Genomic DNA, 18319 nt, shown 5'->3' on the forward strand with positions numbered 1-18319 from the left:
GGGGAAGAACTTTGGACAATAAAGAAGATCTTTTGCGAGAGCGTAGAAAAGATGAGCACGTAACACTTGCTTACAATAGCTACAAGAAACAAGGGACAAGCTTTAACGATTTAAAAATCCTAGGGACGTCGCTCCCTACAATAGGCGTTCGTGATGTTGATCTTACAACAAGCTTTGCTGGACTTCACTTTAAGTGGCCGTTTTATATAAATGCGATGACTGGTGGAAGTGCTCATACGAAAAAAATCAATCAAGAGCTAGCGGAAATTGCTCGAGAAACAGAAATTGCAATGGCAGTTGGTTCACAATCTGCGGCCCTTAAAAATCAAGAACTTGAAGCAACTTTTCGTGTTGCCCGGGAAGTTAATCCATCGGGAAAGTTATTTGCCAATGTGAGTCCAGAGGTACCAGTTGAAAAAGCCAAAAGAGCAATTGAAATGCTTGAAGCAGATTTGCTTCAAATTCATATCAATCCGGCTCAGGAACTCGTGATGAAAGAAGGCGACCGTGAATTCGGTCACTGGATCGAGAGTTTAAAACGCTATGTGGAAGAAGTAGATATTCCGATTGTTGTTAAAGAAGTCGGGTTTGGCATGCGAAAAGAAACGGTGGCAAGGCTTCGTGAACTTGGTATTCAAACGGTCGATCTTGGTGGAAAAGGCGGTACAAATTTTGCTCAAATCGAAAATGATCGGCGCCGGGATCATGCTTTTGATTTCTTGACAGACTGGGGACTTACAACTGCAGAAAGTTTACTTGACTTGCAAAATGAAAAAAGTATGGATGTTGAAATTTTGGCTTCTGGGGGTATTAAATCAGCCCTTGATATGGTAAAAGCTTACCGCTTAGGCGCAAGAAGTGCAGGTATGGCTGGGAAGATTTTATATCGCTTGAAAAAAGAGGGAAAAGAAGCGGCTGTTTCAGAAATTGAGCAATTAAAAGAAAGCTTAGTGTCTTTATTTGTTTTACTAGATTCCAAAAATTTAAGCGAGGTCAAACAAGTTCCATTAATCGTTTCAGGCGAGTTAAAAGATTTTTGTGAGGCGCGACTGATTGATTATAAAGTCTTGGCTAACCCTGAAAAAAGCGATCTCAAAGAGTGAGATCGCTTTTTTTTAATTATTTATTTTGCAGAAGAAGCTTCTAAACTTTCACCAATCGCATTTAAGCGAGCTTTAAGTTGTTCTTCAGTAAGTCCATGTTTTTTTACGTAAAGATTATCTGGATTGACGCGACATTCATGTGAGCAACTATGCAGATACTTTTCATCATTTTCTTCGGAAGCGAGAATTTGCTTGTTACAATGCGGGTTGGCACAATTGATGTAGCGCTCGCAAGGTGTCCCATCGAAGTGATCTTTACCTACAACCTTATGTTCGACACGATTGATTGGGACGGAAATCCGTTCATCGAAAACATACATCATGCCATCCCAAAGCTCACCTTTTGTTTTTTCGTCTTTTCCGTAAGTAGCAATCCCACCGTGAAGTTGAGCAACATCATCAAAACCGGCTGTTTTTAGCCAACCTGAGAATTTTTCACAACGAATGCCACCTGTGCAGTACGTGACCACTTTTTTACCTTCGAATTTATCACGATTTTCTTCGACCCAACCTGGTAGTTCACGGAAAGCTTTGATGTCTGGACGAATAGCCCCACGAAAATGTCCAAGATCAAACTCGTAGTCGTTTCTTGCATCTAACACGACTGTTTCCGGATCTTGTAAGGCTTCGCGAAATTCTTCAGGCTCAAGGTATTTTCCGGTTACTTCAAGCGGGCTGAGATCGTGTTCCAAATGAAGGGAAACAATCTCTTCACGTGGACGAACAAACATTTTTTTGAAGGCATGTTGATCAGTTTCATCAATTTTAAATACCATGTCAGAAAATCTTGGATCTGCATGCATGGCATTTATATACTTTTCAGTTGCTTCTGTGGTCCCCGAAACGGTTCCATTAATGCCTTCCCGAGCAACGAGAATGCGTCCTTTTAGTCCAATTTCTTTACAAAAAGCAAGATGCTCTTTTGCAAAGGTTTCTGGATCATCAATTGTCGTGTATCTATAGTATAACAACACTTGATAGTCACTCATATTTTTTTACCACCTTTTAGTTTTGAGTTTTGCTTGTGAAAAGTGCAGCGTATGAATTATCTCCGCACATTGCGCAACTATAACTATACTATAGATAAGTAGCCGCCTGCAAGAAAAAAATTCCTGCACAAGGCGGCAAAAAAAAGACAAGTACAGATCGCTTATGCTATACTTGAGAGGAGTAAAAAAATTTAATAAAACGAAAAAAATGTTTTCTGATAAATGAGCAAATTGTAAAGTGACAGGAAGTGACAAACTATGAAGTCAGACAGCTTATTGCTAGAAGAAAAAGCCGCACAAGAAGTGATGCTTTATCGCCGTAGAAAATGGAAATGGTTTACATACCGCTTTTTAATGATTACGATCGGTGCCATCCTCATGGGAATCGGTCTTGAGCTTTTCCTCGTAAATAATCAGATTCTAGATGGTGGAGTTGTTGGGATCTCGATTATTGTATCTCAACTTACACCGCTACCCCTTGGTGTACTTACCTTTGTTTTGAACATTCCTTTTTTTATCATTGGATACCGGAAGATTGGTAAAGTTTTTGCTCTTTTTACTTTATACGGGATTGCCGTCATGTCAACTGTGACGTTACTTCTTCATTCTGCTGATCCCGTTACAGATGATCTCTTGTTAGCTACGGTTTTTGGTGGGGTAACGCTTGGGCTTGGAGTAGGTCTTGTTATTCGTAATGGTGGGGCACTTGATGGAACAGAAATTGTGTCGATTATTGTGAATGGCAAAACGCCTTTTTCAACAGGGCAAATTATTATGGTGATCAATATTTTAATCTTTTCAGTAGCTGGCTTTGCTTTTAACTGGGACCGGGCTATGTATTCCCTGATTACCTATTTTTTGGCTTATAAAGTCATTGATATTGTAATTCAAGGAATGGATGAATCCAAAAGTGCTTTTATTATTAGCAGATATTATGAAGAAATCGGCCTTGAAATCATGGAACAACTCGGAAAAAGTGTGACGTATATTGATGCAACGGGCGGCTATTCTGGAGAAATGAATAAAGTGATTTTCGTCATTATATCGCGCTTTGAAGAAGTTAAACTAAAATCTATTTTAGATGAAATCGATCCGGATGCTTTTCTCGCCGTTGGTGGAAGTATGTCTGAAGTCAAAGGTGGAAAAATGATGAAGAAGCGAACACCTCATTTGTGACGCAGATGTTTTCTTTTGACCTTTGTTGACCAAACAGTTAAAATAAAAATGTGGACCAAAGAGAGGATGTGTCAAAATGGCAGAAGAAAACAAATCAAAAGAAATGAGTCAGATTCTGACTGAAAAAATGATTGATACTCGTACCATCTTACTTTACGGAGAAATCAATCAAGACCTAGCTAAAGAAGTGTCAAACCAACTTTTACTGCTAGCGGCTTTAAGCGATGAACCGATTACGATTTTTATCAATAGCCAAGGCGGGCACGTTGAATCTGGCGATACGATTCATGATATGATTCAATATATTAAACCAGAAGTTCGAATTATTGGAACGGGCTGGGTGGCAAGTGCAGGAATTACGATTTATCTGGCTGCGAAAAAAGAAAATCGTTATAGCCTTCCTAACACTCGGTACATGATTCACCAGCCGCTTGGTGGCGTTCAAGGTCAAAGCAGTGAGATTGAAATTGAAGCGCGTGAGATTGTACGGATGCGTGAAAGAATTAATCGATTGATTAGCGATGCGACGGGTCAAGATTTTGAAAAAATTGTGGAAGATACAGATCGGAATTTCTGGCTTTCAGCAAATGAAGCCATTGATTACGGGATTGTCAATCAGATTATTCAAAATCAAAGTGAAGTCAAATAAGCTTATAAACTGGGGCTCTCATTTTTAGGGAGGCCCAGTTTTTACGTACATTTGTTTGCTAAATAGGTCTTTTGGTGGAGTTAGTCATTTTCTTCATGTGCTATAATAAGACCATTATGTTGACTAGAATGGGGAGGAGATTTTTTGGCTGCACAAAAGAAAAAGACGAATGCGGCAGGGAAGCGCAAGGGAACACGCTCAAAGAAAAAACAAAACCACTATGGAAAAGAAATTAGCGGATTTATTTTAATTGTTGTCGGCTTACTCGGTTTATTCCAGCTCGGGTTTGTCGGAACTTTCATTTATACGGTTGGTGAATTTGTTCTTGGGTCGCTTAGTTATGGCTTATTGTTAGGTGCTATCTTTTGTGGAGGATTTTTACTATTTAAAAGAACATCGCCTAAGTTTTTTGCCAAACGACTGGTCGGGGTGTATTTAATTGCGATTGGATTAGCCGTGTTATTACATATGAGTTTCATGTTAAAAGCTCTTCCCGCAGATCAAACGATTTTAGGATTTTCAAGTCATCTGGCCTTTCAAAATATCCTCCATCCAGAACAAGTTGCTTCTGTTGGCGGGGGAATGGTTGGTGCTGCGATTACAGCGATCACTTACTTTTTGATTTCCTCCGTCGGAACGAATATCTTTGCGCTCTTTTTAGTTGTTTTTGGTTTGTCGCTTGCTTCTGGCGTACCTTTAAGTGTGGTTTTTGAGAAGTTGCGTGCTGTCTTTGCTAGTTTGAAGGAAAAAGTTCAAAGTGCGAGGGAAAAAGCAGAAGCTCGTAAAGCAAAGCAAGAACTGAAGAAACAAGAAAAAGAGCTTTCCAAAGTAGAACCAAGTAGCAATGTGGAAACCACTACAGAAAAAGTGGTAAAAGAAGAAAAAGAGAGTAAGCCTCCGATTATATCGAATTTCAATGCCGCTAAAAAGCAAATGGATACGGCAAAGGCAAGTAATTCAGCTGAAATAAAAGAAGATCCAGAAGAGGAAGAAGAGTCGATTCAAGAAATGCGTTTCGAACAGGAATCGTTTGAAAATGAAATCTATCAACTTCCACCGCTATCGCTTTTAAATGAAGCTAAATCAGTTGATCAATCTAAGGAATATCAGCAAATTGAAGCCAATGCACGGAAGTTAGAGGAAACGTTTGATAGCTTTGGAGTGAAAGCGAAAATTACACAGGTTCATTTGGGGCCTGCTGTTACAAAATATGAAGTACAGCCTGCTGTTGGAGTAAAAGTGAGTCGAATTGTTTCTCTCAGTGATGATATCGCCCTTGCGCTTGCAGCGAAAGACATTCGAATTGAAGCACCAATTCCTGGAAAATCCGCGATTGGGATTGAAGTTGCGAATCAACAAGTGGCAATGGTTACACTTCGAGAAGTGCTTGAAAATAATAGCCAGAATCACCCTGAAGATAAACTCCAAATCGCACTTGGGCGCGACATTTCTGGAGAAGCTGTTTTGGCACATTTAAATAAAATGCCGCATTTACTTGTAGCTGGTTCAACAGGAAGCGGAAAGTCCGTTTGTATCAATGGAATCATCACGAGTATTTTGCTCCGTGCTAAGCCACATGAAGTGAAAATGATGATGATTGATCCGAAAATGGTAGAACTAAATGTATATAACGGCATTCCTCACTTGCTTGCACCAGTTGTAACCAATCCCAAAAAAGCAGCACAAGCTCTGCAAAAAATTGTCGCGGAGATGGAGCGACGCTATGACTTGTTTTCTCACACAGGAACGCGAAACATGGAAGGCTACAACGAGCAAGTACGCAAGCACAATGAGAAAAATGAAGAAAAGCAAGCCGAACTTCCATATATTGTGGTCATTGTAGATGAGTTAGCCGACTTGATGATGGTGGCATCAAATGATGTGGAAGATGCTATCACAAGGCTTGCTCAGATGGCTCGAGCAGCTGGGATTCACTTAATTATCGCAACACAAAGGCCATCTGTTGATGTAATTACTGGGGTTATTAAAGCTAATATCCCGTCACGGATTGCTTTTGCGGTTTCAAGTGCAACGGATTCTAGAACAATTTTAGATATGGGCGGGGCAGAAAAATTGCTTGGCCGCGGGGATATGCTGTTTTTACCAGTTGGATCAAGCAAACCGACTCGGGTGCAGGGGGCTTTTCTGTCGGATGAGGAAGTTGAAAACATTGTTGACTTCACGATTTCACAACAAAAAGCGCAATATGATGAAGAAATGATTCCCGATGACATTCCTGAACATACAGAGGAATCAGAAGATGAGTTATATGATGAAGCTGTAGCTCTTGTTGTGGAAATGCAGACTGCTTCTGTTTCGATGCTACAGCGGAAGTTTCGGATTGGTTATAACCGAGCAGCTCGCTTAATTGATGAGATGGAGCAGCGCGGAGTTGTTGGACCACACGAAGGAAGCAAACCGCGCCGCGTGAATGTGGAATCGCTTGGGGAATCCAATCAAGAGGAATGAAAAACAAGCCTTTAAAAGGCTTGTTTTTCAAAGTGAATAATTTTCTGAATTAACTTGCATTAAGAAAAGCAAAATTATGAATTTATTTCTAAGTGATAACATGGTATATTAAGAAGAGTTGGAGAATACGGTTTCAGAGATAGTTTTCTTCCAATATCAAACCGAATATACATATCGTCATTGGGAGAAAATGTTCGTTGTAAACCGTTAAATCTAGCACACAATTTATCTCTTGGGAGGGGTTTACAAGTGAAAAAGCGTACATTTGCTTTGGCACTCACACTGATTCTTGCTTCTGCACTCGTTCTTGGCGCATGTGGTTCAAAGGATTCAGGAAGTAAAGGCAGTGACAAGGACTTCACAGTAGCGATGGTTACTGATACTGGCGGAGTTGATGATCGTTCGTTTAACCAATCAGCTTGGGAAGGTCTTAAAGAATTTGGTAAAGAGAACGACATGAAAAAAGGGCAGGATGGTTACAATTATTTGCAATCAGCTTCTGAAGCAGACTACAAAACAAATTTGAACACTGCTGTTCGTTCGAACTATGACTTGATTTTTGGGATTGGTTACAAATTAAAAGAAGCGCTAGAAACGGTTTCTAAGCAAAATCCTGATAATCACTTTGCTATCGTAGATGATGTGATTAATGATCGTAAAAACGTAGCAAGTATCGGCTTTAAAGACAACGATGGTTCATTCCTTGTTGGTGTTGTGGCAGGTCTTACGACTAAAACAAATAAAGTTGGCTTTGTTGGCGGCGTAAAAGGAGCAGTTATTGACCGCTTTGAAGCTGGATTTGTTGAAGGCGTGAAAGCTGTAAATCCTGATGCGAAAATTGATGTTCAATATGCCAATGACTTTGCAAAAGCAGATAAAGGACAACAAATTGCGTCCACTATGTATTCAAGTGGAGTAGACGTGATCTTCCATGCTGCTGGTGGAACAGGAAATGGTGTGTTCGCAGAAGCGAAAAACTTGAAGAAAAAAGATCCAAGCCGTGCCGTTTGGGTAATCGGTGTTGACCGTGACCAGTGGGATGAAGGGAAAGTAACAGCAAATGATGGCAAGGAGTACAACGTAACACTTACTTCTGAAATTAAACGCGTGGATGTTGCTGTAAAAGATCTTTCTAAGCGTGCTAAAAAAGGCGACTTCCCTGGTGGAGAAAAAATCGAATATGGTCTTGATAAAGATGCTGTAGGACTTTCATCTCACCAAGACAATATCTCGAAAGATGTTCTTCAAAAAGTTGATGAATATAAACAAAAAATTGTAGATGGAGACATTAAAGTTCCAGAAAAACCTTGATGATCTTATTTTGGAGCCGGCTTTTTTGCCGGCTTTCTTTCAAAATAAGTTGAAACCGCTTACTGCAATAAGTAAACCCTTTTACTAAGATGTTTTTTAGCTATTTTTTTATTTTTTTCTAAATTAAGATTGCAATGAACGACAAATAGAAATAAAATAAAGTGACATCATTTTTTGGCGAATTAAAAGCTAGAAATTTGTTGCTTACAAACTGAACCATCAGACAGATAAAAAACAGGTTTACCCAGTTGAGGAAAAATCTGGAGAGGCCACATTTTTCGTGAGAAATAATGTCGAGCTGTTTTTCTGTAATAAACGCGATAAAGGGAGTGAGAATGTGGATTATGTTATTGAAATGTTAGGAATCAGGAAGGAATTCTCTGGTTTTGTAGCTAACGATAACATTACCTTACAGTTGAAGCAGGGAGAAATCCATGCTTTGCTAGGTGAAAATGGAGCTGGAAAGTCGACACTGATGAATGTTCTTTTTGGTCTTTACGAGCCCGATGGTGGCGAAATCCGCGTTCGTGGTCAAAAAGAAGTGATCAATAACCCGAACAAAGCAAATGAACTTGGGATCGGCATGGTGCATCAGCACTTTATGCTTGTAGACAAGTTTACGGTTGCGGAAAATATCATCTTAGGGAAAGAACCAAACAAACTCGGAGTGATTGAAAAGAAAAAAGCGATTGAAGAAATTCAAGAGATTTCTGATCGTTATGGACTTCGAGTAGATCCAAATGCAGTGATACGAGATATTTCAATTGGAATGCAACAGCGTGTTGAAATTCTTAAAACACTTTATCGTGGTGCAGATATTTTGATTTTTGATGAGCCTACAGCCGTTCTTACGCCGCAAGAAATTAATGAATTAATTCAAATTATGCGAGCGCTGATTAAAGAAGGCAAGTCCATTATTTTGATTACGCACAAATTAAAAGAGATTATGGATGTTTGTGATCGTGTTACGGTTATTCGCAGGGGAAAAGGGATGGGAACTGTAAATGTTTCTGAAACAAACCCTCAGGAGCTTGCGAATATGATGGTTGGTCGGGAGGTTGTTTTTACAACTGAAAAGAAGCCAGCTAATCCAGGGAGGAATGTACTTGAAATTAAAGATTTAATCGTGAAAGAAAGTCGTGGAGTGGAAAGTGTCCGCGGATTAAACTTAACGGTTCGTTCGGGGGAAATTGTTGGTATAGCTGGAGTTGACGGAAATGGTCAAAGCGAGTTAATTCAAGCAATCAGCGGACTAACAAAAGTAACGAACGGCACGATCCGATTAAACGGGGAATCAATTGAAAATAAAAAACCACGTAAAATTACAGAAACCGGTCTCGGTCATATTCCTGAAGATCGTCATAAACACGGACTTGTGCTTGAAATGACGGTGGGCGAAAATATTGCCTTGCAGACTTATTATAAGAAGCCGCTTTCGAGCAAAGGTTTTTTAAATCATAAAGCAATGTATGAATTTGCGAGAGAACTAATCGAGGAGTTCGATGTTCGAACAAGTAGCGAGTATGTTCCTGCAAAAGCTCTTTCTGGGGGAAACCAGCAAAAAGCTATCATTGCGCGAGAAATTAGTCGCGATCCAGATTTTTTGATTGCTGCTCAGCCTACTCGTGGCCTTGATGTTGGGGCTATCGAATTTATTCATAGGCGGCTGATCGAACAACGTGATAGAGGAAAAGCGGTGCTTCTGATGTCGTTTGAACTTGATGAAATCATGAATGTAAGTGACCGAATTGCGGTTATTTATGAAGGGAAAATCGTTGCTATTGTGAAGCCGGAAGAAACAACGGAGCAAGAGCTCGGGCTTTTGATGGCTGGATCAAGAAAAGAACAGGTGGAAACGGAGGAAAAGGTGCATGAGTAGAGTAAAAAGTATCTTAAATGCGTTGGTTATTCCTGTTACGGCTGTTCTTTTAGGTCTGATTTGTGGTGCTGTTATCATGCTTATTTTCGGTTATGATCCGATTGCCGGATACTCAGCTCTCGTTAATGGTGTGATTGGACAACCTTACTATATTGGAGAAACCATTCGACAATCAACGCCTTATATACTTGTTGGGCTTTCTGTCGCGGTTGCTTTTAAAGCAGGACTATTTAACATTGGAGCTGAAGGACAGCTACTTATGGGATGGCTTGGTTCAGTTATTGTTGCCCTACAATTTGACGGGCTTTCGAAATGGATTCATTTGCCACTTGCTGTGCTTGTGGGAATGGCTTTTGGGGCTTTCTGGGCTTTTATTCCAGGTATTTTGAAAGCAACTCTTCGTGTAAATGAAGTTATTGTCACAATCATGCTTAATTACACGGCGCTTTATATTTTTAACTATGTCGTACAGAATATGTTGACAGATGGGCTCGACAAGACGAAAACTATCTCTGAGAGTGCCTCCCTTCAGTCTGTTTTTCTACAAAACATGACACAATACTCAACACTGCACTGGGGAATTTTAATTGCACTCGGGTTTGCTATTATCATCTGGCTGGTGCTCAATAAAACGACATTCGGATACGAGATTGAGGCAGTTGGATTCAATGAAAATGCCTCCAAATATGCTGGGATGAGTGTGAAGAAAACCATTATTCTTTCTATGGTTCTTGCTGGTGCATTATCTGGGCTCGGTGGAGTAATGGAAGGCCTTGGTACATATGGGAATGCTTACGTATTAAGTGCTTCACCAGGAATCGGTTTCGACGGGATTGCGGTTGCGCTTCTTGGCGGAAGTTCACCGATCGGCATTATCTTCTCGGCTCTCCTATTTGGCGCCTTGAAAATCGGTGCGCTCAACATGCCAGCAGTTGCAGGAGTGCCAAATGAACTTGTAAATGTGATTATCGCTTTGATTATTTTCTTCGTAGCTTCGAGCTATATTATTCGCTGGGCGATGTCGAAATTTAAGAAGGGAGCGAAGGCAGAATGACAGTGACAGCAATCATTGCGACACTTGTTTCTAGTACATTATTAATGGCCGGTCCGCTTATCTTTACGGCGCTTGGCGGTGTTTATTCCGAACGAGGTGGTATTGTTAACATTGGTCTCGAAGGTATGATGGTGATGGGAGCCTTTTCTGCGATTGTCTTCAACCTAACTTTCGATCACGTTTTTGGGGCACTTACACCGTGGATTTCTTTAATTGCAGCAATGATCGTCGGAGGACTATTTTCGTTAGTACATGCCGTTGCAACCATTAATTTCCGAGCGGACCATGTTATTTCCGGGGTTGCAATAAACTTCCTTGCTACGGGACTTGCGCTCTTCCTTGTTAAGGTCATTTACGATAAGGGACAAACAGATCAAATTTCTCATTACTTTGGTAAACCAGATATTCCAGTTTTAAAGGATATTCCAGTTATTGGAGATATTTTCTTTCGGAACGTTCCGGTGATGAGTTATGTAGCCATTGCTTTTGCGATTGTTTCTTGGTTTATTATCTATAAAACACGCTTTGGCTTGCGTCTTCGTTCAGTTGGGGAGCATCCACTTGCTGCTGATACGATGGGAATCAAAGTGAAATTTATGCGCTATCAAGGTGTAATCATTTCAGGGATTCTTGGTGCACTGGGGGGAGCGGTTTATGCGCAATCCTTTACGTTAGACTTTGGACACGCAACGATTTCTGGACAAGGGTACATGGCACTTGCAGCGATGATTTTTGGGAAATGGAACCCACTTGGTGCTATGGGAGCAGCGATTTTCTTCGGTTTTGCACAGTGTCTGGCTATTACCGGCGGCTCGCTTCCATTCTTTAAAGAAATCCCAGATATTTACTTGCAAATCGCACCTTACGTGTTGACGATTCTAGCCCTTGTTGGCTTTATTGGAAAATCAGAAGCTCCAAAAGCAGATGGAGTGAATTATATTAAAGGTAAATAAAGTTTTGGTCTTCCGAAAGAGGAAACTCTGCGGAAGACTTTTTTATTTAAAAGCAAGTGCGATGCGGCATTATGATTGTACTTGTTGTGGCATTAAGCTACAATAAGAATGGAGAAAATGAGAGGAGCTTGATTCATGCAAACTTATGAAGAAAAAATCGGACCTGTTCGCTTGACCCTTCTTGAAACGAAAAAGTTTAAGTCGAGCAAAATTGTATTTAAATTTCGTGCGCCGCTTGAGCGGGAAACGATAACGAAACGTACGCTTCTTTCGATGCTGTTTGAAACGAATAATGAATTGTATAAAACACAAACAGAATTTAGACGTCGATTAGCTTATTTATATGGGGCTAACTTTTATACCACAGTCGAGAAAAAAGGAAATGAGCACATTATTACAGCGGTGTTTGATCTTGTAAATGGAAAGCTTGTAAAGGACGGAGAAAAACTTCTAAAGGAGGCTTTTCAGTTTATTGAACAAGTGTTTTTCTTTCCGAATGTTTCAGATGCAGCATTCCATGAGGCAACACTTGAACGCGAAAAAGCTAATTTAAAAAGTCGGCTTGAATCGGTCTTTGATGATAAAATTCGGTATGCTAACAAGCGTTTGATTGAAGAAATGTTCTCAGAAGATGTTTTTAAATATCCGGCTTCTGGTGTGCTTGAAGATGTTGATGCGATTGGTGCAACTGACCTGTATCAGTATTACCAACGTTTCTTAAAAGAAGATCAAATTGATCTTCTCGTTTGTGGCGATATTACACGTGATGAGCTCATCCCACAAGTTGAAGCTCTGTCCTTTTCAGAAAGAGAAAAAACTTTAGGCAAGAATGGAAGCGAGACTTATCGAACTAGTTTGCACGAAGTTTTCGAGAATCAACCCATTAATCAAGGGAAGCTAGCACTTGGTTATCATACAGGGGTTTATTTTGGCGATGAGAATTTTGTTCCCTTACAACTTGCTAATGGACTACTAGGTGGTTATTCGAACTCCAAAATTTTTATTAATGTCCGTGAAAAAGCAAGCCTTGCTTATTATGCTTCTAGTCGAATGGATTCATTCAAAGGCTTTATGCTGATTTCTGCTGGAATTGATGAAAAGAATTATAAACAAGCACGTGAGATTATTGAAGAACAAGTGGAAGCAATGAAGCGTGGTGATTTCACAGAAGAAGAGTTAGAACAAACGAAGAAAATGTATATCAACCAACTTTTAGAAGCAAATGATAGTGCACAAGGGCTAATTGAACTGACTTATAATAATTTGTTGAAACAAGCAGATTTAGATCTTGCAAATTGGATTCAAAAAATAAAGCAAACCACAAAAGACGAAGTCACAAAAGCTGCACAAGTTTTTGAAATGAACACACTATATTTCTTGAGTAAGGAGGTAACAGGCAATGAATGAAACACGCTTTGAGAATGTGGAAGAAACGGTTTACAGTGAAACGCTTGAAAACGGATTGCGTGTTTTCTTACTTCCTAAGAAGGATTATAATAAAACTTACGCAGTTTTCACGACGAATTATGGCTCAGTTGATAACACTTTTGTGCCAATTGGTGAAGATGGATTAACAAGTGTTCCTGATGGAATTGCACATTTTTTAGAACATAAAATGTTTGAGAAAGAAGACGGGGACGTATTTTTTAAATTTGGTGAAAAGGGTGCCTTTACGAATGCTTTCACTTCCTTTACAAGAACGGCTTATCTTTTTTCCAGCACTTCTTATGTAATGGAGAATTTAAAGACATTGCTTGATTTTGTCCAACAACCGTATTTTACGGAGGAAACGGTTGAAAAGGAAAAGGGGATTATCGGACAAGAAATTAGAATGTACGATGACGATGCGGATTTTCGTGTTTATTTTGGAGCAATTGAAAATATGTATCAAAATCATCCTGTGAAAATTGATATTGCGGGGACTGTTGAATCTATTGCAGACATTGATAAAGATCTTCTTTACTTGTGCTACAATACGTTTTATCATCCTAGCAACATGGTGCTTTTTGTTGTTGGGCAGCTAGATCCACATGAAATGATGGAAGAAATTCGGGAAAATCAAGCAGCTAAGCATTTTGAAAAAGAAGCTGAAATTAAACGTTCGTTTCCTGATGAACCTCGCGAAGTTGCTCACAAAAAGAAAAAATTGGCTTTTCCTGTTCAAATCGCGAAAAATTTAGTGGGGATGAAAGAAGATATTGGTTTGCTTCGAGGCTTCGAAGCTGTAAAGCATGAAATGATAGCGGATTTGGCATTAGAGCTTTTATTTGGAACCACTTCTGAAAACTATTTGAAGCTTTACAATGAAGGGATCATTGACGATTCATTCGGTTACGATTATACACTTTCAGATAGTTTTTCATTTGTTTTAATCGGGGGCGATGCTACTAATCCGGATGAACAGGCAAAGCGGATCGAGGAAGCATGGTTTGAAGCTTCTGAAAAGGGCATTTCAAAGGAAAACCTTGAACTGGTTAAACGAAAAAAAACTGGGCAGTTTCTTCGTGCGCTTAATTCACCTGAGTTTATTGCGAATCAATTCAGCCAATATATATTAGAAGAAGCGTCTTTATTTGATCTTCCAAAAGCGATTGAATCAATTACTGTTCAAGAAGTTGAGGCTTTCATTCAATCCCTTGCTAATGAAGAGCGGATAACGACATTCCAACTCATTCCTGAGGAAAATTAAAGAAATCTTAAGTTTTAAAGTTATTAAAAGCTTTTTTAAAGAAAAAATGGTATTATTATTACAGTCATGCTATGATGAAAGAAATGTTATCTTAGGGAGTCTTTATCTTGAAAAATAGAAACCGTTCTGCCTTTATCACAGGGGCAAGTGGGGCAATCGGAAAAGCGATTGCACGGCGATTAGCGAATGATGGTTTTAATCTTTACTTACACTATCATTCAAACGAAAAAATCATGCGAACTCTTGCTACAGAATTGCAAAATTGTGATGTAGAAGTGACGGTACTCCAAGGAGATTTTTCTAGTAGGGCTGACTTAGAGAAGATAACAGAAAATGTTTTTGAACTTGATGTTTTTATCCATGCAGCCGGAAACAGCGAATATGGTCTGTTTACAGATCTGTCAGACAAGAAGCTGCAGTGTTTATACGATATTCACGTCGGGGCGCCGCTTTATTTTATTCGTGCCTTTTTACCTAAGTTAAGACGCTCGAGTCATCCAAGAATTCTTTTCATCAGTTCGATTTGGGGAGAAGTTGGGGCTGCGATGGAAGTAGCTTATTCGACGATGAAGGGAGCACAAATTGCTTTTGTAAAAGCGCTCAGCAAGGAAGTAGCGGGAAACGGTATTACTGTAAATGCCTTAACACCAGGTGCTGTTGATACAGCGATGCTTGCTCAGTTTTCTGAACAGGAAAAACAAGAATTTATACAGGAGATCCCTTTATTACGACTTGGAAATCCTAAGGATGTTGCGAATGCAGCCGCTTTTCTTGTGAGAGATGAATCGGGATATATTACTGGGCAGATTTTAGGGGTTAATGGCGGATGGCACATGTAAAAAAACAAGAATTGATTTAATTTAATGGTAGGTGTTTAATATTGACTGAATTAGGCGACAAACTAAAAGCTGCCCGCAGAGAAAAAGGTCTTAGTTTAGATGACTTGCAGCAAATTACAAAAATCCAAAAAAGGTACCTCGTCGCAATTGAAGAAGGCAACTACTCGGTAATGCCGGGTAAGTTTTATACGCGTGCTTTCATCAAGCAATACGCTGAGGCGGTAGATGTTGATAGTGCACAGCTTTTTGCTGACTTTGATTCTGAGGTTCCTGAGTCTCAGCAGGAGGTAGTTGAACAAGAACAAAGTCGAGCTCGGAAAAAAGCTACCCCTCTTACGACACATTCAGTTGGAGGACAAAGCTCAACGAGAAATCGCTTTTTTGATGTCTTACCAAAAATTCTTATTGCTGTATTTATTTTATTTATCTTATTTATCATTTGGTATTTCGTTTTTGCGCGTGGAAATGACAAAACAGTAGAAACACCTAATGATTCAGAGCAAACTGTAAAAGTCAAAGATGACACAGGCTCATCAACGAAAAAATCAGATGACTCTAGCAAAGATAAAGATTCTGCTGAAAAGAAAAAAAGCAGATGAAAATAAAGCGGCTGAAAAGAAAAAAGCCGAAGGATAAGAAAAAAGAAGAAGATAAAAGATAAAAAAAGTGGCAATTGAAAAAGGCCAAACATCTGGAAATGCTACGAGCTATACAGTTTCAAATGCCGATAAACTAAGCCTTGAAATTTCTGCTTCTGGTGGAGACACTTGGATTGGGGTTTCAACTGCAGCTGGGGCCAATATTTATAACGGAATCGTAAAAGATGGCTCGAGTTCGGATGAAATTGATGCAAAGGATAACAAAACGGTTTCTATCGTTGTGGGTAATGCGCCTGTTACAACTGTAAAAGTCAATGGTGAAAAAATTGAACTAGCACCAACGCTTGTTAAACAAGTTCTCACAATTAAACTGGATGAAAGCGGTAATGATTCGTCTAGTGATTCAGATAGTTCTTCTGCTAACGATAGCGAAAGCGCACAATGAAGAATCAAGAAGTATAGGTGAGAGTCGTCTTGCCTATACTTTCTTTTCTTTTAGGATACATAATTTTTATTTGATTAGGGATTGGAGAGGGGAAAATGAATTTACCAAATAAATTAACCGTCGCACGAATCATTTTAATTCCGATTTTTGTGATTCTTTGCGTTGCGCCATTTCATCTTGGTGAGCTTTACTGGCTGGGTTCAGCAATCCCAGTAACAAGCTTTATTGCAACCATTATTTTCATTGTAGCTGCGCTAACTGACTGGTTTGATGGCCATTTGGCAAGAAAATATAATTTGATTACGAACTTTGGCAAGTTTGCTGATCCGATGGCTGATAAATTACTAGTAACTGCCGCATTTATTATTTTGGTTGAAATGAATATTGCACCTGCATGGGTAATCATTTTGATTATTAGCCGGGAACTCGCAGTAACTGGATTGCGATTGTTACTTGTAGAAGGCGGAGAAGTTCTTGCAGCTGGACAACTAGGGAAAATTAAAAACATTTACACAGATGATTGCGATTCCGCTTCTTTTCTTGAACAACTTTCCATTTGCTTGGACAGGAATTCGTGTAGATTTAATTTTCCTTTATGTCTGTGCCTTTTTTGCAGTCTGGTCGGGAATCGATTATTTCTACAAAAACAGAGGTGTTTTTAAAGGTTCTATGTAAGTGAAAATGGAATGCTTCCTTTAAGACTTGTTGCGCGCTCTAGAGGTGTGTAACAAATCCTTGGAGGAAGCTTCTTTTATTGGCTATTTTAAAAGGGATGTGAAAACATGAAAAAAGCTGAAATTATTGCAGTTGGAACAGAAATTTTAATGGGACAAATCACAAACACAAATGCTACTTTTTTATCGCGTGAACTGGCTGAACTGGGCATATATGTCTATTTTCATACGGTTGTCGGGGATAACCCGAAGCGACTGGAAGAAGTGATTCAAATTGCTGAAAAGCGGAGCGATCTTTTAATTTTCACTGGAGGGCTTGGGCCAACAGAAGATGATCTAACTAAACAAATTGTAGCGAAGCATTTGGAAAAAGAACTTGTGATGGATCAAGGACATCTTAATAAAATACAAGAGTATTTTGCCACTAGCGGTCGCAAGATGACAGAAAATAATAAATTACAAGCCCTCGTCATTAAAGATTCCACAGTGCTAAAAAATGACTTCGGTTTTGCGGCTGGGATGATGTTTACAGAGCACGAGACAAATTACATTCTTTTGCCTGGTCCCCCGTCGGAAATGAAGCCCATGTTTAAAACTTACACGAAGCCATTGCTTGCTGCTTCAATGAATGGTGACCTGATTCACTTAGAGTCTCGCATTTTGCATTTTTTTTGGTATTGGAGAATCAAATTTAGCGGATGATTTAAATGATTTGATTACAAAACAAGCCAATCCAACGATTGCAACGTATGCGTCGGATAATGAAGTCGAAATTCGTCTTACGGCAAGTGCAAAAACAAAAGCAGAAGCAGAAGCTAATCAACTACTAGATGGAGTCGAAGCGGAGATAAGTGCACGTGATGGCGAATTTATTTATGGGTATGGTGATGAAACTCTAGCAGATGTCGTCGTGAGAAAACTCCTTTCGCGTAAGATTACAATAGCGGCAGCAGAAAGTTTAACAGCAGGTGCCTTTCAAGCAGAACTAGGTGCGCACTCTGGCGTGTCTGAAATTTTTTAAAGGTGGAATGGTGACTTACCAAACGGAGACAAAGCAGACACTTTTAGGTGTTTCCCCTGAAGTGATTGAACAGGAAGGTGTTGTTAGTGCGGCTTGTGCGAAGGAGATGGCGGAAAAAATTCGTGAAAAATTTGGGACACAAATGGGCATCAGTTTTACCGGAGTAGCTGGTCCAGGAGAGCTTGAGGGATATCCAGCTGGGACAGTATTTATTGGACTAAGCGTGGAAGGATTTCCGACAGAAACATTTCTATTTCACTTTGGCAGAGACCGTAACCACAACCGCGCTCGTTCAGTAAAACAAGGATTCCAACTGATAAATCAATTTATTGACGAAAAATGGAAGAATGCCTAAGCAAGAAACGGCAAGAAAGCCTTGTAAATTCTCGTTTTTCGCTTCAAAAAAAGGTTGGACGGATTCACTTCATCGGGCTATAATGAAAAAGAATTGAAAAGTGATTTAAAAAAA

12 protein-coding genes and 3 pseudogenes are annotated in these 18319 nt (G+C 39.6%); 14 read left to right on the forward strand and 1 reads right to left on the reverse strand.

Features of this window, described 5'->3' with window-relative positions; translation table 11 throughout:
• The first annotated feature begins 11 nt into the window (after window positions 1-11).
• On the forward strand, window positions 12-1103 hold the full coding sequence (gene fni / locus MAQA_RS09290; RefSeq protein WP_036073373.1) for a type 2 isopentenyl-diphosphate Delta-isomerase: 1092 nt from the start codon (window positions 12-14) through the stop codon (window positions 1101-1103).
• A 20-nt stretch (window positions 1104-1123) separates the two neighbouring features.
• On the opposite strand, the gene trhO is transcribed toward fni, so the two are convergent.
• Window positions 1124-2092, reverse strand: a complete 969-nt coding sequence (gene trhO / locus MAQA_RS09295) for an oxygen-dependent tRNA uridine(34) hydroxylase TrhO (protein ID WP_036073374.1) — start codon at window positions 2090-2092, stop codon at window positions 1124-1126.
• Window positions 2093-2350: 258 nt separating this feature from the next.
• Between trhO and MAQA_RS09300 the strand changes: the two genes are divergently transcribed.
• From MAQA_RS09300 to MAQA_RS09360, 13 genes and pseudogenes are all read left to right on the forward strand, one after another.
• A complete protein-coding gene (locus tag MAQA_RS09300) occupies window positions 2351-3268 on the forward strand; it encodes a YitT family protein (protein ID WP_036073375.1) in 918 nt (305 codons plus the stop codon).
• A gap of 76 nt (window positions 3269-3344) precedes the next feature.
• The gene (locus tag MAQA_RS09305) at window positions 3345-3917 is read left to right on the forward strand and encodes an ATP-dependent Clp protease proteolytic subunit (RefSeq protein WP_036073376.1); all 573 of its coding nucleotides are present in this window, start codon (window positions 3345-3347) and stop codon (window positions 3915-3917) included.
• 144 nt (window positions 3918-4061) lie between these two features.
• Entirely contained in the window at window positions 4062-6386 is a 2325-nt protein-coding gene (locus tag MAQA_RS09310; protein WP_036073378.1) for an FtsK/SpoIIIE family DNA translocase, read from the forward strand.
• A 249-nt stretch (window positions 6387-6635) separates the two neighbouring features.
• Window positions 6636-7697 (forward strand): BMP family lipoprotein, encoded by a 1062-nt coding sequence (locus MAQA_RS09315; protein ID WP_036073379.1) that lies wholly within the window; start codon window positions 6636-6638, stop codon window positions 7695-7697.
• A gap of 337 nt (window positions 7698-8034) precedes the next feature.
• Complete coding sequence (locus MAQA_RS09320) at window positions 8035-9576, forward strand: ABC transporter ATP-binding protein (RefSeq protein ID WP_036073380.1); 1542 nt, start codon at window positions 8035-8037, stop codon at window positions 9574-9576.
• Complete coding sequence (locus MAQA_RS09325) at window positions 9569-10630, forward strand: ABC transporter permease (RefSeq protein WP_036073381.1); 1062 nt, start codon at window positions 9569-9571, stop codon at window positions 10628-10630. The genes MAQA_RS09320 and MAQA_RS09325 overlap by 8 nt, the downstream gene beginning before the upstream one ends.
• Before the next feature lie 2 nt (window positions 10631-10632).
• Window positions 10633-11583: an ABC transporter permease gene (locus MAQA_RS09330; RefSeq protein WP_036073729.1), complete on the forward strand. Its 951-nt coding sequence runs from the start codon at window positions 10633-10635 to the stop codon at window positions 11581-11583.
• Window positions 11584-11718: 135 nt separating this feature from the next.
• Entirely contained in the window at window positions 11719-12990 is a 1272-nt protein-coding gene (yfmF, locus tag MAQA_RS09335; RefSeq protein ID WP_036073382.1) for an EF-P 5-aminopentanol modification-associated protein YfmF, read from the forward strand.
• On the forward strand, window positions 12983-14272 hold the full coding sequence (gene yfmH / locus MAQA_RS09340) for an EF-P 5-aminopentanol modification-associated protein YfmH (protein ID WP_036073384.1): 1290 nt from the start codon (window positions 12983-12985) through the stop codon (window positions 14270-14272). Before yfmF ends, yfmH begins: the two co-directional genes overlap by 8 nt.
• A 107-nt stretch (window positions 14273-14379) precedes the next feature.
• Complete coding sequence (ymfI, locus tag MAQA_RS09345) at window positions 14380-15111, forward strand: elongation factor P 5-aminopentanone reductase (RefSeq protein WP_036073385.1); 732 nt, start codon at window positions 14380-14382, stop codon at window positions 15109-15111.
• A 41-nt stretch (window positions 15112-15152) separates the two neighbouring features.
• A pseudogene (locus tag MAQA_RS16615) lies at window positions 15153-16155 on the forward strand (helix-turn-helix domain-containing protein).
• A 95-nt stretch (window positions 16156-16250) separates the two neighbouring features.
• A pseudogene (pgsA, locus tag MAQA_RS09355) lies at window positions 16251-16830 on the forward strand (CDP-diacylglycerol--glycerol-3-phosphate 3-phosphatidyltransferase).
• A gap of 107 nt (window positions 16831-16937) precedes the next feature.
• Window positions 16938-18205, forward strand: a pseudogene (locus tag MAQA_RS09360) (competence/damage-inducible protein A).
• Window positions 18206-18319 lie beyond the last annotated feature (114 nt).

Source organism: Listeria aquatica FSL S10-1188, assembly GCF_000525795.1.
GTDB classification, from domain to species: Bacteria; Bacillota; Bacilli; order Lactobacillales; family Listeriaceae; genus Listeria; species Listeria aquatica.